At 44.0% G+C, this 24,911-nt stretch carries 17 protein-coding genes and 1 pseudogene; 3 read left to right on the top strand and 15 right to left on the bottom strand.

What is annotated here, in order from left to right; all coding sequences use genetic code 11:
- Positions 1-152: 152 nt before the first annotated feature.
- The 3 genes from V7K85_RS01560 to V7K85_RS01550 all read right to left on the bottom strand — a co-directional run bounded on the left by V7K85_RS01560 (position 153) and on the right by V7K85_RS01550 (position 3,531).
- The gene (locus V7K85_RS01560; RefSeq protein WP_334810912.1) at positions 153-2,144 is read right to left on the bottom strand and encodes an MASE1 domain-containing protein; all 1,992 of its coding nucleotides are present in this window, start codon (positions 2,142-2,144) and stop codon (positions 153-155) included.
- Between the two features lie 141 nt (positions 2,145-2,285).
- Positions 2,286-2,744 (bottom strand): hypothetical protein, encoded by a 459-nt coding sequence (locus tag V7K85_RS01555; RefSeq protein ID WP_334810911.1) that lies wholly within the window; start codon positions 2,742-2,744, stop codon positions 2,286-2,288.
- Between the two features lie 13 nt (positions 2,745-2,757).
- Positions 2,758-3,531, bottom strand: coding sequence for a toll/interleukin-1 receptor domain-containing protein (locus V7K85_RS01550; protein WP_334810910.1), 774 nt, complete (start codon positions 3,529-3,531; stop codon positions 2,758-2,760).
- A gap of 136 nt (positions 3,532-3,667) precedes the next feature.
- On the opposite strand from V7K85_RS01550, the gene V7K85_RS01545 reads away from it, so the two are divergent.
- Positions 3,668-4,288 (top strand): Uma2 family endonuclease, encoded by a 621-nt coding sequence (locus V7K85_RS01545; protein ID WP_334810909.1) that lies wholly within the window; start codon positions 3,668-3,670, stop codon positions 4,286-4,288.
- Here the strand turns inward: V7K85_RS01545 and V7K85_RS01540 are convergent.
- Complete coding sequence (locus V7K85_RS01540; RefSeq protein ID WP_334810907.1) at positions 4,270-5,547, bottom strand: FAD-dependent hydroxylase; 1,278 nt, start codon at positions 5,545-5,547, stop codon at positions 4,270-4,272. The two genes, V7K85_RS01545 and V7K85_RS01540, sit on opposite strands and share 19 nt — an antisense overlap.
- Positions 5,548-5,890: 343 nt before the next feature.
- Between V7K85_RS01540 and V7K85_RS01535 the strand changes: the two genes are divergently transcribed.
- Positions 5,891-6,583 (top strand): PEP-CTERM sorting domain-containing protein, encoded by a 693-nt coding sequence (locus tag V7K85_RS01535; RefSeq protein ID WP_334810906.1) that lies wholly within the window; start codon positions 5,891-5,893, stop codon positions 6,581-6,583.
- Positions 6,584-6,899: 316 nt separating this feature from the next.
- On the opposite strand, the gene V7K85_RS01530 is transcribed toward V7K85_RS01535, so the two are convergent.
- Positions 6,900-7,079: a hypothetical protein gene (locus tag V7K85_RS01530; protein WP_334810905.1), complete on the bottom strand. Its 180-nt coding sequence runs from the start codon at positions 7,077-7,079 to the stop codon at positions 6,900-6,902.
- 241 nt (positions 7,080-7,320) lie between these two features.
- On the bottom strand, positions 7,321-8,079 hold the full coding sequence (locus V7K85_RS01525) for a YebC/PmpR family DNA-binding transcriptional regulator (RefSeq protein ID WP_334810904.1): 759 nt from the start codon (positions 8,077-8,079) through the stop codon (positions 7,321-7,323).
- Between the two features lie 147 nt (positions 8,080-8,226).
- Here V7K85_RS01525 and V7K85_RS01520 point away from each other — a divergent pair, with 147 nt between their 5' ends.
- Entirely contained in the window at positions 8,227-9,180 is a 954-nt protein-coding gene (locus tag V7K85_RS01520; RefSeq protein ID WP_442940531.1) for an extracellular solute-binding protein, read from the top strand.
- A gap of 349 nt (positions 9,181-9,529) precedes the next feature.
- Here V7K85_RS01520 and V7K85_RS01515 read toward each other — a convergent pair whose 3' ends face one another.
- From V7K85_RS01515 to V7K85_RS01480, 9 genes and pseudogenes are all read right to left on the bottom strand, one after another.
- Entirely contained in the window at positions 9,530-11,476 is a 1,947-nt protein-coding gene (locus V7K85_RS01515; RefSeq protein WP_334810903.1) for a hypothetical protein, read from the bottom strand.
- Between the two features lie 65 nt (positions 11,477-11,541).
- The gene (locus V7K85_RS01510; protein ID WP_334810901.1) at positions 11,542-14,394 is read right to left on the bottom strand and encodes a DUF6603 domain-containing protein; all 2,853 of its coding nucleotides are present in this window, start codon (positions 14,392-14,394) and stop codon (positions 11,542-11,544) included.
- Positions 14,395-14,550: 156 nt separating this feature from the next.
- Positions 14,551-17,103, bottom strand: a complete 2,553-nt coding sequence (locus tag V7K85_RS01505; RefSeq protein ID WP_334810900.1) for a tail fiber domain-containing protein — start codon at positions 17,101-17,103, stop codon at positions 14,551-14,553.
- A 26-nt stretch (positions 17,104-17,129) separates the two neighbouring features.
- Positions 17,130-17,324, bottom strand: a complete 195-nt coding sequence (locus V7K85_RS01500; RefSeq protein WP_334810899.1) for a hypothetical protein — start codon at positions 17,322-17,324, stop codon at positions 17,130-17,132.
- Positions 17,321-21,592, bottom strand: a complete 4,272-nt coding sequence (locus V7K85_RS01495; RefSeq protein WP_334810898.1) for a hypothetical protein — start codon at positions 21,590-21,592, stop codon at positions 17,321-17,323. The genes V7K85_RS01500 and V7K85_RS01495 overlap by 4 nt, the downstream gene beginning before the upstream one ends.
- Before the next feature lie 83 nt (positions 21,593-21,675).
- Entirely contained in the window at positions 21,676-22,125 is a 450-nt protein-coding gene (locus tag V7K85_RS01490; protein ID WP_334810897.1) for a hypothetical protein, read from the bottom strand.
- Between the two features lie 36 nt (positions 22,126-22,161).
- Positions 22,162-22,410, bottom strand: coding sequence for a helix-turn-helix domain-containing protein (locus V7K85_RS01485; protein ID WP_334810896.1), 249 nt, complete (start codon positions 22,408-22,410; stop codon positions 22,162-22,164).
- A 262-nt stretch (positions 22,411-22,672) separates the two neighbouring features.
- A pseudogene (locus V7K85_RS36340) lies at positions 22,673-22,927 on the bottom strand (hypothetical protein); the annotation flags it as partial.
- 77 nt (positions 22,928-23,004) lie between these two features.
- On the bottom strand, positions 23,005-24,573 hold the full coding sequence (locus V7K85_RS01480; RefSeq protein WP_334810895.1) for a metallophosphoesterase family protein: 1,569 nt from the start codon (positions 24,571-24,573) through the stop codon (positions 23,005-23,007).
- Positions 24,574-24,911: the final 338 nt, after the last annotated feature.

The raw sequence follows: 24,911 nt of genomic DNA, 5'->3' as shown, positions 1-24,911 counted from the left end.
GAGAAGTCTGTAGACGCTTCTGCGGTCAGGGGGTCGTAGTCTTCTCTACTGGGTCTACTTTAAGATGAGCAGCCATAGGCATCACCGAAATAGCAAATGCGTAGTTTACCGCCGCAGGCATCGCTTCTGGAAATTCTCTAAATTGTGCTTACTCAAGCAATCCTGTTAGCTTTTACAGGAATCTCAATCACAAACTTTGTGCCTTGCCCTAGTGTGGAGTTACACGAAAGATTACCGCCATGCTTCTGGGTCACAATTTGATAGCTCATAAACAAACCCAAACCAGTACCTTTGCCAACGGGCTTGGTGGTGAAGAAAGGATCAAATAGTTTAGAGCGAATCTCTTTTGGAATGCCTATTCCATTGTCAGAAATCATAATCATCACTTGGTTTGTATCGATTTGACGAGTCTGAATCCAGATGGTATTGAGGTTGGCTGAAATATTTTGGAACGAACGCCCCTGATTAGATTCTTCTAATGCATCAACAGCATTGCTCAAAAGATTCATAAACACTTGATTAAGGGAGCTAGCATCACATTCAATCAGTGGTAACTGACCATATTCTTTAATAACCTGGATCTGGGGGCAATCGGCTGTCGATTGCAATCGATGTTGCAAAATCACTAAGGTACTATCAATCCCTTGATGAATGTCTACCGCTTTCAATCCTGCCTCATCCAAGCGTGAGAAGTTCCGCAGCGATAACACAATAGTAGAGATCCGCTCGGTACCAATTCTCATGGATTGAAGAATGTTGTTAACATCTGACCGTAAAAAGTCCAGTTCAAGTTTATCCAATTCTGCGTGCAGGGATTCAGCTGGATTTGGATAGTGCTGTTGGTAAACTTGCAATGCTCTCAGCAGATCTTGGATATACTCAGAAAGATAAATTAAGTTGCCATCAATGAAATTAACCGGGTTATTGATTTCATGTGCAACCCCTGCCACCATCTGTGCCAATGCAGACATTTTTTCACTGTGAAGCATCTGTAATTGAGTCTGTTTAAGCGTTTGTAGGGTTTGCTTCAGAGTCGTATTCTTTTCATTCAATTCTTCAGTTCTCTGCTGAACTCGAACTTCCAGAGTTTCATTGGTTCTGGCTAATTCGGCAAAAGCTAAACGCAGCTTGGTTTCTGCTTGTGCTCGTTCTGCGAACGTTGCTGTTAGCACAAGAATGGTGAGTGTAATCACGCCAATAAACGATTGCAGTTGCATCAAAGATTGGTTGAGATCCGCAGCCACAAAACCACCTTTGCCATTAACGGTTGCGATCACTGCGATCGCAGCCACAATAAAAGTTAACAGCGTTGCACCCGGTTGCCCCAGTCGAAAGGCAGACCAGATCAACATCGGAATCAACATATACTCCAGGTGATATCCCTCACTAAAAGCAACTTTACTGATGAAAATGACCAACCCCATCAGGATAACTGGCTCTACGATTAACCAGAATCTAAAAGGGCGTGACTTTGCTCTTGAGTCTCGAAGATCAGGGAGATTTTCACAATCCTCTGAGGTTGAACTGAGGGATAACCATTGCCAGATTGGATGTCGGTTTTTTTGAATGAATTGCCCCCAACTAAGCAGAATCGGGCTGACGATAAAAATTCCCGAAACATTAGAAATCCACCAGGTTAACCAAACTGTCCCATACGCTGTCCAGGGAACTTTACCACTCAACGCCAAGGAAGCCACTCCAACAGTTGCATTGATGATCGGCCCCACCATGCCGGTTAAGATCAAAAATTTAAACACGTCGGTGACACGTTCTAAGGGATAGTGAAGATTGGTAGTTTTCCGCAGCAGGAAGACACCCAACATAGTCCCCAAGGTTGTTCCGATCGCAATTAACAGAACTGGCAGCGTTGAAATCACCAGGGATAAGAAACTTGTTGAATCTCGGAACGCCCAGAAGTTGGCGAGAAATGAACCCAGCAAAACACCGTACCCGATCCAGTTACCAAACAACAGAACAGCCCCAGCAGCAATTCCATCCGGGGGCCAAACTGGAGTCACATTGTTCGGTGTGGAGGCAAGATGCCGTGAAATTTCAGCCATTCCATAATAGGCGATCGCCAAAACAACGATACCTCCGATTTGCCTTAGCCCATGAGGGAATATAGGGGATTTTTGTTGAATCATCTGTTTAGTGGCTGCTTGATATCAACGTTGCTTGTCTTTACATAGAATGCCCTTTTCCTTTAAGGTCGGAACACAAAGCAGCCATGAAAGAAAAGTAGGATGCGTTAGCGCCAGCGTAACGCATCACCCAAAACCCTCACGTTAAGAGATTGATGTATGTCGAAGTGCCATATGATTCTCAACCACATTCCATATTTCTTGTGTAATTTTGAGCTGTAAATATGCACCAACAGTAGGAAGTATTATTAATAAACCAATAACAATGACTACAAGCAAAGGTGTATTCCCATAGGGATAATAAGATTTTGCCAGAAACAAAAGTACTATACCAATAAATCCTATAATAATTTTGTCAACCCATTTTTGATTTCCTATCCAAATACGGGTTACTTCAGAACCAGTGTTTAACCTAACTGTTGTCCTCAGCGAAAGACCAAGCCAGTCACGAATGAGCGTAGACTGATTTGCATCTAAAATAATTGCACCTGCCGCTCCCTCTTTAAAGTCAACCTTGTAATTTTGTGTCTCAAAAAACTCACGAAACTCCCTAACCAATACAGCTACATCGACTTCTTTGCTAGAAAAATTCTTTGATGGCATTGTGAAGTTCCTCTTAAGTGAGTTCTTGAGATAGTGTGAGTAAGTAGTTGCGAATTTGTGTTGCTTCGTTGATCAAACGAGCCTGATCAGTGCTGAATTTTCCATGTGGACATATCATAATTAAGGCAAGCCATTCCTGCTTACCGACTTCTTCTGAAAGAAAGTCGGTTGTCTCCTTCCTCCACTGCAAGAAGTGTTTACGGACACTTGCAACGTTTGAGGTAGTTCGTGCATCATCGATAATTGCCTGCAAAAGCTGGATTTGCTGCTGTATTTTCTGACGCCGCGAAGTAGCTTTTGGCTGTTCTAGATTATTTGAAGCCACTTGAACTGTTGAGTTACGTGAAACGATTGTTTCAACAGCCCTCCGAATCCCTTGTGCTACATTCAAAAAAGCTTTATCTCGGTCAGCCCAAGTAGTGATAGGTTCCGCGTTCTTAGGAAGTGCCTGAAGTTTGCCAAAAGGTGCTCCTTGCCAATCTACAGGTTTGAGAATAATGGGGATTACACACGCATCCCCAACTTCATGTCGTTCCATTGCCCGTTTTACTTCGATGTCATAACAGTAGTCTGAAGCTAGAAAATCTGCACTAATTAACAATAAAATAATTTGGGCGGAGTTTAGATGTACATTGATCTTATTTGCCCACTCACTACCAGCCGTTATGTCACGATCATACCAGGCAGCAATAATGTCTTGCCGTCTCATCATAGTGAGATGCTTTGCTAACTCATCTCTCAAGGTTTCATCTCTATGGGAATAGGAGAAAAACACCTCAACACCCATGCGGCAGGTTCCTTTTATTACTTCTTATATAAAGTCTAATCCACTGGGCGCACATCAGACTTAACCGTGGTAGAAAAGCTGTCCGAAGTCCCCTAGATTAGAGATAATATTTCCAAAGCAATAACTCTCAAAAGTCATGACTCAAGCCATACCCAAGCTAGTAACCTTTGAGGAATTTGTCGATTGGCTACCTGAAAATCGACGAGTACGGTACGAACTACATAACGGAGAAATTGTTGAAATGGGGCAACCAGTAGGGGAACATGAGGAAGTTAAAGGATTTTTAGGTATTGAAATTCCTGTTGAAATCAAACGTCTAGGATTGCCCTACTTCATGCCCAACCAAGTTATAGTTAGACCTGCTGAAAAAGATTCTGGTTACATCCCAGATGTGTTAGTGCTAAACCGTGCAAATCTGGCAAACGAAAAATTATGGAAAAAAGAATCTATCGTTAGTTTAGGTGCATCAATACCTTTGGCGATTGAGGTTGTATCAACCAACTGGCGAGACGATTACTATTTAAAATATGCTGAGTATGAAGAGATGGGTATCCTGGAATACTGGATTGTCGATTATGCTGCCTTGGGTGGACGTAATTTTATCGGTAACCCCAAACAACCGACAATCACCGTTTGTAACTTAGTTGATGGGGAATATCAGATAAGTAAGTTTCGAGATAGCGATCTCATTGTTTCCCATACTTTTCCCGAATTGAATCTCACCCCAAACCAGATTTTTCAAGCTGCTGTGGTGTAGCGTTTATCTTTTGCCAATTCTGGAGTTCGCCCCTTCAAGCCAATCATTAACTTCAGCATAAACACCTTTAATATAGGTACTCGCTGCAAAAACCATAAACCCAGGCGACGAACCACCACCACAGGTAAGAAATTATTAGAAAACATCCGATCTAACAAATCGGTAAAACCTAAAATCGTCAGGTTCTCTAGCTTGCGCCAGCGTTCATAACCTTTAAGAATCTGAATATCGCCAATATCTTTACCCGCTAGGTGCGCTGCTTGGATTACTTGCGCTAAAGCCGCTGCATCCCGAATGCCCAGATTTAAACCTTGTCCGCCGACAGGATGGCAATTGTGCGCCGCATCACCAATTAATGCTAATCGGGGGAGAACATAGCGATCGCTTTGCATGAGTTGTACCTGAAATACAAAGCGATCGCCCAGTAATTCCAATTTCCCCATCTGATTGCCATAGCGACGGGTGAGTTCTTTTAAAAATTGCTGATCATCTAAAGCACATAAAGCTTTTGCTTCTTCGTGGGGGGCTGTCCAGACAATGCGGCAACGGTTACCCGATAAAGGTAAAATCGCAAAGGGCCCGCTAGACCAAAATCTTTCGTAAGCGGTGTTATTGTGCGGTTTTTCTGGTTTGACAAATGCAACTATGCAAGACTGCCAATATTTCCAGCCCAGAGTTTTGATACCAGCAGCTTGACGAATCGGCGATCGCGCCCCATCTGCTGCTATCAGTAATTTGCTTTTGACTGACCGTAACTGATCGGCAACTTTAATATCTATCGCTACTATGTCCTTTTGGTACTGCGTATTTACCACTTCAGCCGGACATAGATAAGTCACATTTGGACAATTTTGGACAAACTCCTGCAAAGGCTGCAACAGCGCTTGGTGTTCCGCCACATAACCCAACTCTGCTGTACCTATATCATCTGTAGCAAATTCCACCACATTGGGATAATCGGCATCAGAAAGACGAACTCGGCAATATTTGGCGATTTGAGGCAACATTTTGTCCCAAACTCCAATTCCTTGATAAATTAGTGACGAAAGCATGTGAACTGCATAGGCTTGCCCTTTAGCTACCGCAGCTGATGCCACTTTTGCCTCAATCAGCAACACACTCAACCCAGAATCTTTTAAAGCAGAGGCTAGAGTTAACCCAATAATCCCACCGCCGACAATTACCAAATCATATTCATATCCCCGCTCATCTGGCGGTGTTGGTTGAGGGGAAATTTGCTCAAGCTGCGTTAGGGCCATTGTTAAGTTAGGTTACAGCGTCTTAACTCTTATTTTTACGCGATCGCGCCCCTTTGAGCAAGTTGAGAAGGGCAAAGATTGAAAAACCTCGCTGCTGACTCCCACCAAAGGTTACGAAAGTTAAACAGACTTTTTATGTCAGATATATAACGAGCTGAGTCGCTTTGCTAGCAAGCATCTCCCAATAAATTCAGTATTATAACGTAGGATAATTTAAATATTTGCTGTAAAAATAAATACTAGTTTTATATATTTTGACCGCTATTTTACGGGGTCTTTACCCAAACATGGAGTACCGAAACTTATATTTGAGAAGTCTCGAAACACTTATACATCAGTGAACATGAAAAACATTAGCAAACTGGCTGTGGTAACTATTGGATCTGTGGCTCTGTCCTTGGGTATTGTCGGAAATGCACAAGAAGCTGACGCTACAGGCTTAATAAATGGTGGTTTTGAGCAGCCTGTTGTCTCTAGTAATAAGTCATGGGATTCGATAGATGCATCTCTTGTTCCTGGATGGAAGACTACAGCTACAGATAATAAAATTGAAATTCAAACTCGTAGACTGTTCCATGCTGGAGCATTAGGCACAGATCAATATGCTGAACTCAATGCTAATCAAGTATCTAGCTTATATCAAGATGTAGACACTACAGCTGGTTCAACTATGTTTTGGCGATTTTTCCATGAAGGTCGTCAAGGTATAGATACGATGCGTTTGTCTATTATCGACCTTGCTACTAACAATACTCTCTTCAGCCAACTATACAGCACTGATAACACAGCTTGGGTAGAATATCAAGGTGCAACTGTTGCCACTGGTGGTAAAACACGCTGGCAGTTTGACTCAGTATCTGCTGCTGGTGGTAATCCCACAATAGGAAACTTTTTGGATGAAGTTTACTTTGCAGAAAAACCGCCAGAAGGTTTCAAAACAGTTCCTGAACCTGCTTCTGTACTTGGTCTTTTAGCAATGGGTGCATTCGGTATTCTTTCCACCCGGAAGCGTAAACAGTTAAATCTTGGGAATTAACGACGGTTTGTAACGAGTTTTTGGGGTTCTACTAACTTTCTTTATGCTCATTAATCCAAGTGAAAGGTCTACAAAAAGTTCCTTTCATGACAACTATTTGGCATAAGAGGTATGGTAGAACCATTTTTTTATTTTAATTTCATATCAAATCTTAACTTTTCTTTTTACGCGATCGCACTCTCATAAGCAAGTTAATCAAAAAAACCCGCTGATTGGTAGGGATTCCAGCGGGCTTAAATAATACAATTATTTTTTAAGAGAAACCAACACTAAACTTTATTACAGAGCTACTAAAAACTTTTGCGCGTAATAGTAACTATCTATGAATTAGCTTTTTAGCATGATGCCTGTGATGTCTGTGATGTGTCTTGTGATAAACTTTACCAGCTTTTACGCTACCAGTATGGATAGTTTTAGCTTGAGCAACAGAAGTAAAAACGGTTACAGGGGCAGCAAATATTAAAGCCAAAAGTAAAACTTTAGCGAACTTATTCACTCGAAAATCCTCATCAGGTAATCAACAATCCAACTATCCAATAGGCATATGTCATCAGTTTGTAATTGATATGAATCTTTCATGTCTATTTTTACATCCGTAAAATTTAAGATTTACGGGGAATACTTGGCTAGAAAATACTCACAGCCATAATACTTGCTGGCATTTCAAAGATTAACATGATATTTTATACTTTTTTTGAATAAGTGCTATTTGGCGATAATGGCGGTGTTAATTTTAATTAAGAAATGCTGAGAGCCATCAACTCTTCTGCTATGTCAAAATTAGCTGTGACATTTTGCACGTCATCCAAGCCTTCTAGAGTATCAATTAACTTGAAAAGCGATCGCGCCTGCTCCGGATCAGTAACTTCTGCACTATTACTGGGAATCCAGCGCAATTCGGCGTCAGTCACCTGAAAGCGTTGGTCTTTGAGTGTCTGGCTAAGGGTTTCTAAATTTGCAATCTCAGTAAATACCTCAGCCATCTCATCTTCAGTCATTTCATAAGACTGGGCACCGCCTTCGAGAGATGCTTCTAAAAGCTGTTCTTCGTCAACCACACCCTGCACTACACAAACGCCTTTTTGGTCAAACATCCAGCTAACGCAACCTGTTTCACCAAGATTGCCACCATTTTTACTAAAAGCTACACGCAAGTCAGCAGCAGTGCGATTGCGATTATCTGTGAGGGCTTCGATTAAAATCGCTACACCACCAGGGCCGTAACCTTCGTAGCGAATCGCTTCAAAACTAGCATTATCCCCCCCAAAAGTGCCTGCACCTTTAGTGATCGCTCGTTCAATATTATCATTGGGGATACTTGCAGCCTTTGCCTTGTCAATCGCTGTGCGAAGTTGAAAATTCAGCGCCGGATCTGGTACGCCGCTTCTAGCAGCAACGATAATCGCCCTGGATAACTGAGTGAAGGTTTTTCCCTTTTTTGCATCTACTAGCGCTTTTTGGCGCTTAATATTTGCCCATTTACTGTGTCCTGCCATAATCTGAAATTATCAAAACTCTATTCAAGATTAGAATATATTTGCTGGCAAAAACCATGACTTCAGATAATTGTGCAAGGCTAGATCAGAGTCACAAATTTGTTGTGAGAGAACTAAGAGAATTGACCAATCATTTTAATCAACATTATGCACGATTTTTTTCCCTCCTCGCCGTGTCAAGCGAAAAAGAAAGAAAGTGTCACACTACTTTCGGAGGTTGCTGCTGGGATTATTGGTGGGCATACTAGCTTTAGTTGGATGACAAAGTATTCTACCTGGTGTAAGGAAGATAAAGTAATTCATTTAACCATGTGGCAAGGTGTAAATCCGCCCCCAAATCGGGATGTGCTGCAAAAACTGGTAGACAAATTCAATCAATCCCATTCAGATATTCAAGTAGAGTCGCTTTCTGTTGGGCAACAGGATCAGCAAATGCCCAAGATTTTAGCGGCGGTGGTAGGAAATGCACCCCCAGATTTGTTGTGGTATAACCCAACGATCGCAGGTCAATTGGTGGAACTTGGTGCTATTTTAGCTTTGGATGAAATGCTCGGAAAATCTCCCATAAAAGCCGAAATTGACCCCACTTTGTATGCATCAATGAAATACAACGGTAAGATTTCGTCTGTGCCCTTTGCTACAAATAATGTTGGTATTTTTTACCGTCCGAGTTTGTTTAAGGTAGCGGGGATTACTGAATTACCTCGCACTTGCCAGGAGTTTAGACAAGTTGCGAGGAAATTAACTCGTGATCCCAATGGCGATGGACGACCAGATCAATATGGGATGTTTCTGCCTTTAGGAAAGGGAGAATTTACAGTATTCACCTGGCTACCGTTTATGTGGAGTGGTGGCGGCGAGTTGGTGAGTGGTGATTCACAGAATGCGGCAGCAGTAGATTTGCAAGATAATCAAGGAGCGATGCCTGCGGCAACCCCAGAGGGGAACGCTGCTTTGCAATTCTGGCGCGATTTAATTACGGATGGTTCCGCTATTTTATCTGGGCCAGAACGGGGTTATGAGACAGATGACTTGCTGGCGGATAAAGTCGCGATCGCAATCCATTTCAGTGGTGAAGCGATCGCTATTTCTAAAATTTAAGGTTTTGCTTCTAAGATGAGATTAAACGGGGGTGCATCCCAGTTTTTATTCTTCCAATAAAGAGAATTTAAATCTGAGATTCTCAAGGGATAATCACAGCGGTCGCTATCTACCAGAACACCCATGAGTGAAGAATAAAACCAGCTTTTGATCGAACACGCTGGTGCGATCGCTAAAATAACTCTACAAAAACGCTTCCATAGAGGAACTAACTAGCGTCAGGGTTGATCGAAGAAGTAGTACGCAGTCAAATGCAGGAATATATAATGCCGGAAGTAGGGGTTTTGTTATTGAAAATGTCACAGGATAAAACACCGACAACATATTCTGCCTAATTTGTCAATATCTTTTACTGGACTGGTGCTCTAGTCATTATTTCTTTGCTTACAAATCTAATTTTTTGCGATCCTTCTATCATGCTCAGGGCAAATTGAGCAGAAGTAAAATCTTCTTCTTTTTTCTCATTTAACTTGGCCATCTCACCTGCTAATGCCTTAATATCAATCACTCCTTTAACTTCACCTTTGCAAGAAACATTCATCTTTTTATCTCCCTGGTCGCCATCGAGTTTTCGCAATCCTTTTTCAATCTGAAGTTTGTCAGATCCTGCTACTTTATTAATCGGATCTACGCCACAATTCACCGATTGTGACTTGAGAGAAAAGTCAACCGTATTCACTTCTCCCTTAAACAAACAGAGTAATATACTATCTGACAGCCGCTCTTTTCGTAGGATTGTCAGTTTATTGTTAGGGTCAGCAACACTTTTATCGTTGATGAGGACGTTATAACCTTCTACTTCTAAACCGGGCCAGCCTGATACTACCTCTGAGTGTAACAACAAGCCAGTGATTAGTTCATCGGCTCTCGTGTCTGACACGCTAGAGCTTGTTTGAGTATCTGTTTGTAAGTCAGAGGAAGTCACTCGCCCGATGCTAAAAGCTCCATCTTGCAAGCAGTCAACCCAATAAGAATCTACCCAAAAGAACCGGAGAGATTCTGGTGGAAGTAAGCGTTCATCGGGAACGAGATAGTTGAAGGGAATGCCTTTGAGGAGTTCTAAATCAGCGAACCAAGTGGCGATCGCTTCTGGTAACTTAACTTTAGGATCACTGGCTTCTCCTTGGAAAGGCAAATGGAGTACCTGTAGCTGCAACTTGTTCAGAGTTTGAGCATTAGCTCGCTTCCAGTTAAACAGCTCAACAGCAAGGCGTTGGTTTTGGAGAGTTAGCATCCGCCCTAATTCCCAAGCCGCAGCGTAGGAAACATCAAACAGACCGTTACTAGAATCATAACGCATTAGCGCGTCAGCCATTGGAACTGGCGCAGACAGCCGATCTGGACTCTTACCCGAACTGAGGGGACTGTGATACCAGGAAATAGTTTTATCGCCCTGTCGGAGAGCGTGTGCTAGAGGTACATAGCCCAGATTTAGGTAGTCCTTAGCCTCACTATTCTCTGGTTCGGGAAGTCTGAGGGTATCCGGTGTGCGATCGAGCTTTTTTAGCAATGCCGAAAAATTGTGCTGATTATTGACACAGGCAAAGCTCCAACTCGTTAAGCTGACTAAACGGATTAAGTCGTTATCTCCCGCTCCTTGGTAGTCAAACTCTCCTTTTTCTTTGCTACCTTTATAGCGGTTTTCCAGAGCCACCAAATGGACTGTACTGACTTCGCCTGCTTGAGGCAATCGGTTGCCCAACACGGTTGCCAAAGGTTCGCTCAGAGGCGAGTCACCAGCATCAGTAAGTACGTTAATGTGAGCGAGGAGAGCTACCTCTTTTTGCGTAGGAATAATCTGCGCTAAAAGTTTTTTGGGTACGTCAATAACGGTGAGTTCATCCTCTTCAGTTTGTCCAGGTTCATTAGCGAAATCTGGGAATTTAGCGACATTGCTAAGAGTGGATTTGAGGTCTTTTAATTTGATGGTTTGCGGCGTAGGTTTTTCTGATTCTCGAAACAATAATAGGGCTACCCAAGGCAGATCGGAATCATTTACATTAACCGATCGCTCCCAAGGTAAGGTGCCACGCTTAAGGGTAATGTGGGGCAGGGCGTTAGTATGCTCCCCCAAGTTTCCGGCGGGTGGAAAGACTGCGTAAATATCATTAACAGTTAGCGCGGCAAAGCGATGTCCCGTAACAACGAAGTCAAGAACTTGCGAAAATTTCTCCTCGGAAATTTTCTCAGAAGTCTTGGTTTTAATTGTTTGCTCAACCGTAACTTGATAGGTACCACTGTCTAGGGGTGGTTGTTGATACTCGATGAATTGAACTTTAAGATTTAACGCAGACATTGGATTAATCCTCTTACAAAAAAAGCAGTGGAGTATTAAGAGTCAGTAGTCGAGAGCCATAAGCTCTATGACTTAACTTGCGGGGCAATTACAAAAGCGTCAGCTACGGAATTAGTTAGTTGAACATCTTGGCTAGGAGTGAAACCAAGAGATTGTAAGAGTTGGTTGCGTCGAGTATTACTGGTACTGGCAATGCTGTTCTTCATAGTAGCTGTACGGCTCTCATCCGAGGCTGAGTTTGCCTGGAAAGCGGGAATATTTTTCCAAGCGTAGGGATTCCCTTGTGGTTCTATATCGTATTGCAACTTAGTGACATTAATGCTTTGGGTATTGCCAGGTTTCGGCGGGTTGCCGGGAAGGATGCGGAAACCTGAAAGGGTATTGTCTAAAAATTGTTGCTCGTTTGCTTCTGGTGGTAGAAGTCTCTCCGTTGAACGACTCGTTGTGACGCGGGCATCGCCCCACAGTCCTGTAGGGATTTGTTGAGTGGCTGGCTCAAAACTAAACTCGGTTTTATTTACCTCTACGCCATTGCGGGTAATTTTAATATTGTGAGTTGTCTCTAAGTCGTCATCCTTAATTCCCATTGAGCGAGCGCCAAAATGGGTATTTGCTGTTTCTTTTGTTAAGGCATCAGCATAGTAAGATGCTTGCTTGGTGGGAATCACAGAATTGGTGACTAGCTCGAATTCCTTGGCGTTAACGATAAATAAAGGAGCACCATTTGCTTGTTCGAGTTGTCTAACCAGTCCTTGGGTAACGGTAATGGTACAAACTGCTGCATCGTCTGGTAAGAAAGATGCTTTGAAAGTTGTCCAGTCGATGGGAGTCGGTAAGCGGGAAGATTGATCGCCGAATTCAATCGTAACTTTAATGAACAAAATCCAAAAGGTGGCTGTACCGCCAAATTCGGGTCCCCAAAGGTGCAGTTTAACTCCCAGACAAACAGGGCCGAGCCATCCCAAACCGGCACTGATCCGCACTTGAATCAGGATATCGTAGTAGTAGGGCTTCCAAGAGATCAGGAAGTGGGCTTCGGCAATAAAGTTTGCCCAAAGGGAACCAAGTTGGAAACTGGCTTCTAACTTGCCGCCTGCCATGATCGCATGGGCGCACAGGGCAAAATACATTTCGCCTTTTAGGGATAGAACACTGCCCACCTGCCAGTTAAAGCCAAGGCGAGGAACTGTGGGATAGTGGTCGGGTTTTTTGAAGGCGGGATGGTAGCCGCCCAAGGTAATTACAAAGTCGCCTGCGTGGGGTCCATCAAACCAGAAGTACATCGCAAAGCCGCCGGTTAAGCGGCAAGCTTTGGATAGGATGTAGGAATCTGAAGCAAGTTGAGCTTCAATGGATATCACTCCCTCATCCAGGGAAAATCTGGCTCTGAGGAGCATCGTCACTTCGGCGATGCAGCTAAGATTTTTCGAGTCTTCTGCTGGGGTGGGAATTTTCATGCTGGCAATCCCCAGGAGGTTCATCTCGAAACCTTCCCCGAAAGCGATCGTCAGCAAGGCAAAGCAGTCTACCATCTTGAAGCAGGTAAACTTGAGACCGATCGCCACAAAACCCGACCCCGGAGATAGGGTAATGTATTGATCCAGTTTGCTCAGTTGCTCGGTAATCAGTTCGCCGGTTTCAGAAGTCTCGCTATTGCTGACACCGCCCATTGCTTGAGCAACGAGAGGGAATTCGGTTAGTTTCTCGATCGAGGGAACTTTCAGGTAGCGGTTGTAGCCGAAACCGAGGGAGAATCCGGTGATTAAGAAGCAAGGCGGAACTACCAAAGGAAATTCGAGGACGACGTACAAGAAAAGCGCGGGTTCGTCTTTGTAATAGGTATAGGAACCAATGGCGCTGACACCGAAACCTTTACCCGCCTTGCCACCCTTGCTCGATAGCTTAAATTTGATGATGGCAGTCCCGATATATTCTTCATAAGCAATGCCGTCTTTTACTTTTTCGGTACGCAGCAGTGCGCCAGCTACTTCGAGGTTTTTGCTCTTGTATTCTATCCCAACTCCCGGTAGGCTGAAGCCGGGTGTGAGTGTGCCATCCAACGGAAGTGTCAGGGTTAGATCGTCGCAAGCGAGGGTAAAGTCAGATACCTTGAGCGCGGCATCAAACAAGACTGCCAGTTCTCCTTTGTTGTCTGTTTCTGCGTACTGGAAGCCAATCTGTTTGAGGAAAAACGGGCCGAAGGTTTTTTCAATACTGAACCAAATGCCCAGGTTGCTAGCAGTGGCTTCGCTATCGCTAGCAGAATCTTCTGGGGTGCTTTCCCCTCCTTCTTCTGAACTTACGGGCAAAATGTTGGGAGCATCGGGTAATCCCAAGGTGCCTGACAAGCTAAAGCCTTTGCGGACGGAGATATCTGCATCCTTGCCTTGTCCCTCACCAGGATCGGGGAGTTTGTCGATCGCGTCAGGGAGATTTTCGTTGAATTTGCGAATTTCTTTGAGGGTAAAAGGTTTGGAAGCGGCGACAATTCGCAGGGATGGCTCTATCGTTATATTAGCGATCGCATCGGGTAGTCCCTTGCCCACCAAGGGGAGGCTGTCCAATCTCAGTCCGTCGCCGAGCGCTAAATCTAGCCCAAACAGCCATTTTGCTGTCCCTTTATATTTACTGTAAATCACCATCAGATTATTGAAGCTGATGGGCTGAGTTCGCAGTCCCTCCGGCAGCAAATTGGCGATTTCTGTAGAGAGTGTTTCGATCAGGCTTCCTAGTTCTACGTTGATTTCATTTTCTACTGTGTAGGCGATAACATCCTTGTCGGTTCCATCGGCTTTCGTTTGGTAGTTGAAAGTGATTTCGGTATCGCCTACTTCAATTTTTATCTCACCGGGCGATTCTTGAGTTTTGTCGGGTGCTTTCTCTAGCTCTTGTTCTAATTGGGGTTTTGTGGGGGGCATAGGTTTTGGTTGGGCGCTCCGTTATGAATTTTAAGTAATGCTATAGAATCAGTAGGTTGATTCGATTGGTTTGTACTTTACTCAACCTACTGTCCCGTCTTAAATGAGTAGCTGGCGATCGCTCCTCAAATTTTGATTGAGGGGAACTGAGTCATCCTATAGGGAGGATATGAGTTTCTCATTTAACTCATTAACTTTTTCCTCAAGTCGCTCCATAGAACTTTGTTGACTCTTTACAACTTCATTCAAGTAGATGCACATCTTCTTGTATTGGATGCCATCCGGTTGGCCTGATTGGTTATAAATGACCAGAGACTTCAGACCAATTTTGTCGAGATCCTCAGCCAGATACCCGAAGTCCCATGTATTCGGATCTCCATAACCTTCCTTCATTTGATATTGCTTGGGTTGTAAGCTCAAGAGTTTTTGGAAATCATCTTCCAATGGAGCAATATTTTGTTTGTATCTTTCAGAAGAGCCTTCCCGAGCGATGCAATTCCACCTGTGTTCATTCTCGTGAGCTCCATCATAATTATTTGCTACCCATGTTACATCACACCCCCCGCCACCATTCCACACCGGCACATCACTTAGACGAATACGTCCTTCAACATGAAGTTTCTGTTTAGGGTCTGTTGTGCCAATGCCAACGTTGCCATTTTTTTCAATTCGCACCCGTTCATGACCATCTGTACAGATAGCTAACTTGCCATCTCCTTGCTGCTTTAGCCCCGTGTCATAATCACCAATTGCCAGATCTATCGTCGGGTTAGTTGTACGAATAGCGAGTTTGCCGCTGATGATCGCATCCCCACCATCCACATGCAGCTTTGCTGATGGATTAGTTGTGCCGATGCCAACGTTGCCTTGATGAGCGACAAGCATGGCAACATCAGTTCCGTTGCTTTTCAGAACCTTAATTAAATCTTCGTTAGCAGATTGGTCCGTATTAGCATGAAAAGCGATTGTTCCCCAGCTTTTTATCGAGCCAGTATCAATACGCAAATTTCCGTCTTTTATGTGCACTTTATCGCTGGGAGTAGTTATACCGATGCCGACTTTGCCATCAGAGGTCAGTCTCATACCTGTCGTTCCCATAGCGGATGTTGTCGATCCATAACGAAAGTCGATACAGTTTCCCGTCAGCGTCAATTCCCCTGTTCGGTCGCTGGCGCTGTTATCCCACATCTCGATCCAGGCGCGACTGTCGGTTGAGTTGGTGTTGGAATAGATAGAAAGTTTTTTATCCGATCCACCCTCAATCTGTCCAGATAGACGGATATTCCCATTAACATGAAGTTTAGCTGCCGGAGTAGTCGTGCCGATACCGACCTTGCCAATGACGATCGCATCCCCACCACTCACATGCAGCTTCGCTGAGGGAGAATTCGTGCCGATACCGACATAGCCATTTCTCTTTAGGGTGATTCCTTGCTCCCACTCCCACTGTCCATCTGATTTATCAGAAGTAATTTGCAGAAAATCATTATTTTCAGTATTACCTGTGCGGGAGTGAAAAATGAATTTTTTGTTGGCATCATTCTTCCCTAAAACTAAATCGCCGACAACATGCAGTTGTTTTGCTGGCGTTGTCGTCCCGATGCCTACCTGCGCGCCGCGATATAAAAACGGCGTTTTTTCAATCGGTACAACCAACTGTCCATCTGGATAGCCCCCAATATTTTGGTAGGTGATGTACAAATATGCTACGCCAGAAGCATTACCTGTCACCAGATTGCTAATATTTAGCTCGATCGCTTCTTTTGAAGTTAATTTGTCTTTTTTTGAACTTTCGTTTAGCTTAACCGTCCACTCCGCTGCATTTTGCGTCGGGTCAACCTTCCAGTTGTTTGTATCTGCCGAGGTAATGATGACCTTATTGGCTATAGTTGATGTGGTCAGAGCTTCTGCGCTATCGCCAGTCTCAAAGCTGACAATAAACTTTGAATTTGTTTTGTCCAATAACAGATTAGGTCGATTATTATTGGACGGGGGGCGATTAATTATCTGCAAGTTCAGGCTATTTGGGGTGGTTCCATCATTGAGAATGGTATTGGGGCCGATGAAACGGAATTGTAGCGGAATATTTTTATTGTCGGGATGATTCGTGACCGAAATGGTGTTCTTAATGCTGAGAGTCTCTGTAAAGTGCTCCCCACCATTCAAGAGTAGACCAGAACCATACAGCAGTTCTACATTGGTACTTTTGACGGCGCGATTATTAGCTGTGAAGTTTTTCAGAGTTAGCAAAACTCTATCTGATTTATTATCAGAATCAGAGTTTTGAGGTTTCAACACAAAGCCGGATTTGTGGAGAAAATAAAGAGTGAAAAAGTGGGAATCTTCATCGTAATTTACTTGCCATTCAGCAGGTTCTACTGAAATTTCGCTCGGTTCGATCTGAAGGTCTTTTTCCCAGCGGAGAGAGAAGTGGCATTTGTTCGCACTAGCAGAGCTATTTCCTCCGGCTTCAACAGTCGATAATTTACCAGCAGATGTCTGAAAGCGGATCTCCTCATCAGACTCGTTAAACACTTCCAAATATAGATCTAATTTGGGATTGCCATCTTCCAAATAGACGGTATTAATGATTTCTGACCTGCCATCCTTGTTGGCGTAATAAAGCTGGAAATTTAAGGGCTGGCTTGAGATAAATTCGTCGGGATCAAGAGCCTTCGCTGTCGCTGATTTTACAACTCTTTCAATCATGGTTTTTTCTCCTTGTTAAAAATCAATTACTCGCTGACGATTTGGGTTTCTTGTGGAAGTGAATTAGAATTTGCGGACGGCTGTAATTGGGCTTCTGCCTGCATCTGTATTTTGCCAATCAGTTGAAAGACTTGACGGTAAGGAATGTTGCCCAAAGCATCTAAAATTTGGTTTACTTCCCCTAAAGTTAAGGTAATTTTAATTTCCTGAGTTTCATTCATGGAGTTGATTTATTTCGAGTTAACTTCAACCAGCCTTCATAAATTTTTTGTGGGCTGGATAACGTGGCTTGGGAATTAAATTGATTAAGCGTCGCCGTTGACCAATTATTTCCCTCTTTCCCTAACCAAGACCAAACATAACCAGGCACTTCGGGAAGCGAGAGGTTAATCTGGTTGATGTCACTGAGAAGAGGGGCTGACAGGAAGGTGACTTCAATCGCTTGTAAAGCAGGAACGTACTGTTCCGGCGGAATGGAAATCCTCTTGGCAGGGAGTACGCCGCAACTGGCGTTTACTTGACCTCGCGGATCTACTAACATCACTAGGGTTTGGGCTGTGTTTGCCTCTAAGGTTTGCTCCAGGTTCACCGGCGTATCGGGGGTGCGATCGCCCGCATTATCAAACAGGGTTTTAATCTGCCGATGGGGAACATAGCAACTCTGAGGAGCATAAAAATTGTTGTCTTTGTAAGTACCCTCGGCTGTTTCCACCCAATAGCCCACTAAACTGTCATTAAACTGCTGGTACTCGCCAATGCGGATGGGAAATTCGACCTTTGGGAAAGCATCGGTAGTTCGGTCATCGTTGACAAAAATATCAGCAGAGAACGCAGTATCATTCTGGCTAATGGCAGGCAGTCCTTGCAGTTCTAAATTGACTTGCGATCGCACTAAAGCCAGAGGACGCGCTACCAGCAAAGATATGGCCTGATTTTGCGCGAAGCCCTCTGGGTCAATTGTTTCTAAGGCTTTATTGACAGTGGTAAGGAAATCGGTAAAAAAGCCTTCATTGTCTGCTTGGCTGACCAGATATTGTACGAGTTGGCGCAGGTATTGGTTGGCAATATCGGATATCTCAATCAGTTGGTTGCTGCCAGGAATTGCTCGCCAAGTTGCTGTGCGGTCAAGAATGCCCAAGGAAGTGCCCTGATTGTCATAAATCGTCAAGCTGTTATCTAAATTGTTAGGCAAAATCCAGCCACAAATTGGCGTTGTTGTCGGGTGGTCATTCATTTCCTGCTGTCCTTGACTAGCAGATAGCCAGCGCAAATTCAACCGGGCAGGTTGTGCCAAGCGTGGCGGCAAGTAAATTGGATACGTGCAGTTTGGCGGCGGTGTCAGGGGTTGACTGGTGACAATCTCAGTATTTTGGGGATTGTTAATATCAACTACGACTTTGACGCGCCCAAAAGTATCGACGATCCGCAACCCGCTAATTTTCATTGCTCCCGCACGGATGGGATTGAATTCGTTATACAAATAGGGCGATCGCAGAATGCTACCAGGCACGACACGGGCACCATCGTTAACACCCCCTCGCACCCCTTCCAGAAACCGAGATTCTGATTGTCCAGCCCGCGTATCGTCAACTCCCAACTGCATAGTGCGATTGTAAGTGAGTAGCGCGTCGTTAAAGCCACCGATGCTCTGCGCGAGGCAGTTGAGAGATTGGAGTTGCTCGTAAGCCCGCCGCGCCGTGTAAACCGGATTATTAGCTGACGGATTCTCCGGTTTGTACCAGTCTTTTACTGCTTTAAAATTCTGGCTGAGGAAGTCTTCTGTTTGCTGTTCTTGAGGGATTTTCTGCGCTTTGTAATAGTCTGGCAGCAGATACTTCTTCAAGTAATCAATGAGATTCTCTTTCAGCAGCGTGCCAGCAGAGGGAGAAAGGAAACTTGCACCACTGTAAAGATTAGCTGTGCCGCCGAAATAATTTGTCCCAGCTGTGCTTTTAAGCGAGAGTTCAACTGCATTTACTTGCAGTTCGTAATTATCTTTGAGAATATTAGTGTCGTAGTTGTTGCTGTGACTGTTTTGGCTGTTGTGCCGTAGCGGGAAAAATTGCACTGTCCATTCCAGCAGGAAGGGATTCCAAGGCTGATTTTTCCAGTCGTGGAAGCCAATTTTTTCCCCTGGCTGTTTGGCAATATCGTCTAGTTTTTTCTTAAGAATTGCTAGGATATTGTTTGGGAATTCCTGCCAGTTAATTGTCTGAGTTAACAACTCACATTCCAGCAAACCATCTTCACGCAAGCTACCGTCTTCACCATGTCGGTGGGTGGCTGTCACCGCATCGCCTGTCATTAAAATTACTGGATCGCTGGGCTGCCAGTAGCGCGGGCCAGGAACTATTTTGAGGATGTAAGATGGTCTGAGCAAGCCAATTTTTTCGCCGTAGCTCTGCTTAATTTCGTCGGGTGATAGAGGCTGCTGGTGAAAGTAAACGCTAGCAATACTGCCCGTTAGGTTTTCAGTGCGTTCAGTGCGGTTGAAGTTAGACATCAAGTGGATCACACCGTTCAAGGAAGTCTTTGCCTCCAAATAAAGGCAAACCCACTGATTCTTAGGAAGGTTCGCCCAACTGCAATCGGTTGCTTGCCCGTTCACATACATCTTTGCCCAATTGCTGCCAATTTCACTGGCAGCAAACCCACTATTTGCTAGATGATTCTCAGCATCTAAGAGATAACCTCGCCCCGCATCTGGAATTTTTACCCACATTGAGATTGCATGGACATTGTTCAACCCAGACACTTTGAAATAATTCTCAGTGTCTTTGAATTTCAAACAATTACCCGTCACTGAATCCGCAGCTAAGGTACAACTGCCTTCTACAGTTAGTTGGCTACCTTTAGGAGCAATAAAGCGGGATTCTTTATTGAAGCGATTGATATTAGCGATTAGATTATTAATCGACTGAACAAGTTGGGCAGCGATGGAGGTGCTTTCAGAATTGGGGGCTGAGGCGCTGACAATTTCATCTCGCTCGTCTTTTGTTAAGCTCAAGACTCCAGCAGCTTTGATCTCCTCGTTTAAGGCTGGCAGTCCATATTGGTTGACTGATTTTTTACCTGGCTGCTTTTTTGCTGGCAATTCAATGAAAGCTTTGATTAAATCACTATCGCTTTTATTTTTAACCGGCTTGGGTTTATTCTTTAGTATTGTCTTATCAACCACGTTATGGGTATAAGTGGCGAGCATATACTTGTACCAGTCAGCATAGACTTGTTCTCGAATCGAGCCAATTTTCGCTAATTTTTGGTCGTATTGGTGCTGTAAACCGTTAGTTGTATTAATCTGGTCTCCGATGCTGGTTGGTAACGTCACTTGCACCTGAGCCTCTCCTTGGGCAGCACTGGCAGGAACCGTTGAGTTACCTTCTGGCACTACCCGCCAAAGCATTTCCTTGGTCTGTCCGGCAAAGCCGTTTTCGTGCAGCGTTTCTCGAAACTTCGGCCCGAAATCCAGCTTTTGCTGTTCTAGGCGATCGCTCATTTGCAGCGCTTCTAACTGTTCTTCAATAATTTTGCGGTTTTCTGTGCCAGCATCAAGCTGACGGGCTAAATAAGCGGCGATCGCTTCCTCTTGCGTGTTGCCGACTGCGATCGTCGGATTGGGAAGAGTCGCTGCTGGATCGCTCAGAGAACCACCTGGTCTAAATGTCAATTGCGAGTAACACAGAATGCGATCGGGGAAGTTTTGGCTCCCTAACTCCGCTGTCCAACCCATTTTTTCTTGTAGAGCTTCCAACAGGGTTTGAGCGCTGTTCGCTGAATGTTCTCTTACAAATTGGGCAAGGCAATCTTTTTCGCTGTTGCTGTACCAGCCAATGAGATCGTATTGCAAGCCACCTGGCGGGGTTGCACCTTTAAACTCATCATCGTGAAATCCGAAGACACTGCGACAGTTGGGATAAAAACCAGCAAAGGCGGCTTTTTCGTTATCTAAATTATCGACTTTGGCAAAGGGTCCAATGGCTGTCAATGCTTCAACATATCGGGCATTTGCAGAGCCTGAAGGCCATTGAGCTAACTCCGACTTGCGTCCCAGAAAGCGAAAAGGCTGGTACTCGCCAGTACCAGGGTGACAAAGAATATTAATCGCGTCCTGTGGTGTCTCGCCCTCGGCATAAAGGTAATCACTTTCGACAACCCATTGTTTTTCTGGTTTATTGCCACCACGCCGGACAATCAACCAGCGGTTAGGAAGGAGAGGAAATGTAATGCCATCGGCTTTTGCAATCCCGTTAGTTAGAGCATCAGGCATTGCCCAGTGGAGGTGAATGCCTGCTTTCAGCGTCAAGTTGAGATTTTCAAACGGCGGAGATAATACAGTTTCGCTGAGATAAGCATATTCACGATTTGTTACGTTGCCTACTCGATCGCGGTAAGGAAGCTTACTATAGTCGGTCATCTTCTCTAGTACTGACGTATCGTTGGGGAGATAGAGCGCATCAAGATGAATTGGAACGAGGAGAGTATTGGTCATAACAGCATCCTATGGTGTGTGAATAAGTAATCAACTCGCAACGCCGAATTATTTATCTCAAAAAGCTATGATTTATCGCTTTTTCATGATGTATGCAAAGAAAAATCTCTTTTTCCTATTTCCAAATTAGGTTTTTTGGTAGCATGGACGTGGTGAGCCTGATCATTAAGAACGCAGATATCAGGATATTCAGTTAGTAAGTCTGCAATAATTTCTGCTTTCGGAATTTCCTCACGTTCCCCCATAAGTTCTTCCCACAGTGACGGGTTATCCTTGGCAAACCGGAACTGCTGCCAGTTCGTCACCATTATGAACGGGCCATCGCTGAGAGTTTCAATGGACTGCTGCTGGCATCGATGAAACTGTGGCCCGTCTTTGTCCTCTTCAAACAGATAGCTTAAAAGTTCTAACCTAGTCTGAGTGACACCAGCCCAACCCATATTTCGCCATCCTTCAACCTCACCCTGTAAGAGGGTAGGAATTAGTAGCCCGATAGTGTTGCCAGTATTGGCTTTGCGTTTGGCTTGTACCATGTAAATATCCCGCGCACCCCATCTAGTTTCACCAAATCAATTCGGTAAATACTTCGCCAACAAATCCTGCCCCTGCTCACCCATCTCTTGCAGTATTAACTCAATTTGCTTCATTGCCATTGGCGATGGTTTGGCGTGTCCATTTTCCCAGCGGTTCACTGTTGGATATACTACCCCCATCGCTGTTGCAAATTGTTCTTGTGTTAACTGATTAAATATACGTATTTCCCGAATGAGCTTGCCAACTTCTGGTTGGTTGATTATCAAAGGTTTTTTGAAGGTCATTTAGCTCATAATTCACTACTCCATATAGTGAGTGATATATATTTCATTACATCGTAGTAGCGCTCTAGCTTGATTGGCAGTTAGAGAATATACTGTATTTTTATTTTTAATTATTTCTACTTAAGTAATTATTCTGAGATAAATTAGTATAAAAAATGTATAGTAATACATTTATCTGTAAAAATAAGAACTTACTATAAAAATTTTGTGAAGGGTACGTCACTTACTGTGCGTTTGCTGATTTTGCAAGGGCCAGAGGTAATTATGTCTTGCACAGCTTGGAATCTAGCACATAAAGAGATTCAGACATTTTCATGAATGAAAGAATCTGTTTTTGAAGCTCGTTAATAGGCGTAACGAAGATGGTATCAGGGAGGAAATAGAGAGTTAGATTACAAAAAGCCTGAAGCATTTGCTCGGCAGATGGGCGATGTCTAACAACAAGCCGCGTTGCGTCTACAGTTTTTCGCTTTGGATTACCATCATAGAGGTCAGGCAAAGATTGTTGGGTTTGTAATGCATTCGCCTCTGGTCTGGTAGAGAAGAACGCAAAGGAAGAGAAGGAAGAAATGCTTAACGGAACTGTATTGCCGTTTAAATCACAAATGGTTCAAGTTCGCAGTTATACCACTCATCTTCAATACGTTCAGTAATCAGCGGTCTGATGATAAACTTGGGTGGACTACCATCCAGAACATCAATTCGCACGCATGAGTAAGGCAGGCGGTTCTGGAAAGGGTAGTCGTGACGACCCACAAAAAGCATTGAATCAGCAACTTTCCGAATGGGTTTACCTGCAATTTCAGTAAAAGTCTCCATCAATTCAGTCCCCCTTCGCCGTTGATAGCGGGGGCGATGACCACTACCACCAGAGATAATGCAGTTAATGTGGGAGTCAGCAAATCCGGTATCAGTTGTGCAAAGATGCTCCAAACAGTGAGCGTGACCATTTAAAATTAAATCCACTATGGGACGTTCTTTAATTAGAGAACCAAGAGTTTGTGCCACTTGTTCAAACACCCAGCGCAGACGGTGGCGAACTGCCAAGGTTTGTGCCTGATTCCATTTAGTAGCTTCTGTGACATACGGTGGATGGTGGAAAAAGATTACACGTCCGCGCACCTCGGAGGTGTTCCAAGATTCGATTAGTCTGCTTCGCAACCATTCAAGTTGTTCAAAGTCGATCGCAGGCATTTTCTCAGATGCCAATTGTTTTTCAATGTCGATTTTTACCTCGTTTATTTGGTCTAGTTTGGCGCTAAGGTCATCGAGTTGTTCTGCTTGGGTGGGTTTATCTGGGTTGAGGCGATCGTATATTTCCAAAATCTGCAATTCTTCTTGATCTATTTCCTGGCGACGCTTTTGCAATTGGCGGCGGTAAATTTCCCCCTCTTGAGTTGCAGGTAAGGGTGATGGTGTATTAAATGTGTTAGAATCCAGTGCGAAAAAGTCAATACCGCCGTAACGAAAAGTGTAATAGCGATTGGGTAAACGGGTAAACTGTCCAGGTTGATAACGCAAACAGCGCCCTGTGTCAGTCTTAGCAGTATAGTGTTGATCTAAATGACGTTCTAATTCTGGGGAAGACATCGCCTGAGTGTAGTCCATAAATGCTCGTGCATAGGCATTACCTTGATATGATCCATGCCAGCCAATCTCGATATCTTTGTAGCGGAACAGGCGACGTAGTGACGATGTTGTTCCAGTAAATAAACGGTACATCAACGGCACATCGTAGTAATCATGATTACCGAGTACTGGCAAGAATGGCAGATTAAATACCATGCGGTCATAGGGAATGCTTTTCGGGTTGTCGCCACCGACAAGAAATTCCCGGTAAGGCTCAATAAAGTTTGTTGAATAATACTCTTGGGAACCCACCACATAGATTACATCGCCTGTGTGCAACACAAAACTGCAATCATCGCGGTGAGAAAGCATTAGTTCAGCAACTTTTCGTTGGGGGTGGTGTCGAGAATGGGATTTGGTACCGGAATCACCGATAACCAAAAAGGAAAATTCTGGACTATCCTGCCTGCGATCGTCAATAACCATGCTGGTTTGGTCAATTCCCCGTTGCACAAAACTTGGATGCATCCACCGCACGCGTTCCTTCATCTTTTGAATTTTTACAGGAATCGGTGGATCGGAAATCAATTTCATGGCTGATAACTCTTGAATGCCTAATGCACATGCCGATTGTAACGAGATAATAAGGATTAGGGAGTGGGGACTGGGGAGTCCCTGGCTGTCTAATCAGTATTTAAGAGTATGAGACTCAAGTACAGTGCAAAGTTCCTGATGTTGATTGACCAAAGCATCCATCATTTATCCTCATTTTTTAGTTTGTCATTTGTCTAATGTGAAGAGTATGCAAAGATGACTATTTCCGCATGGATATCTAAGTAATATATTTACTGTGTAGTTATTGCGAGATTATTCAGATATTATCTATTTTCAAGCTAGACACCCACACAGAATAGCCTACAAGGAGGGTATAA

The organism is Nostoc sp. (assembly GCF_036917615.1).
In the GTDB taxonomy this organism is placed as follows: domain Bacteria; phylum Cyanobacteriota; class Cyanobacteriia; order Cyanobacteriales; family Nostocaceae; genus Nostoc.
The sequence above is the reverse complement of the archived record's forward strand: the minus strand, read 5'-3'. Positions and strand labels throughout refer to the sequence as shown.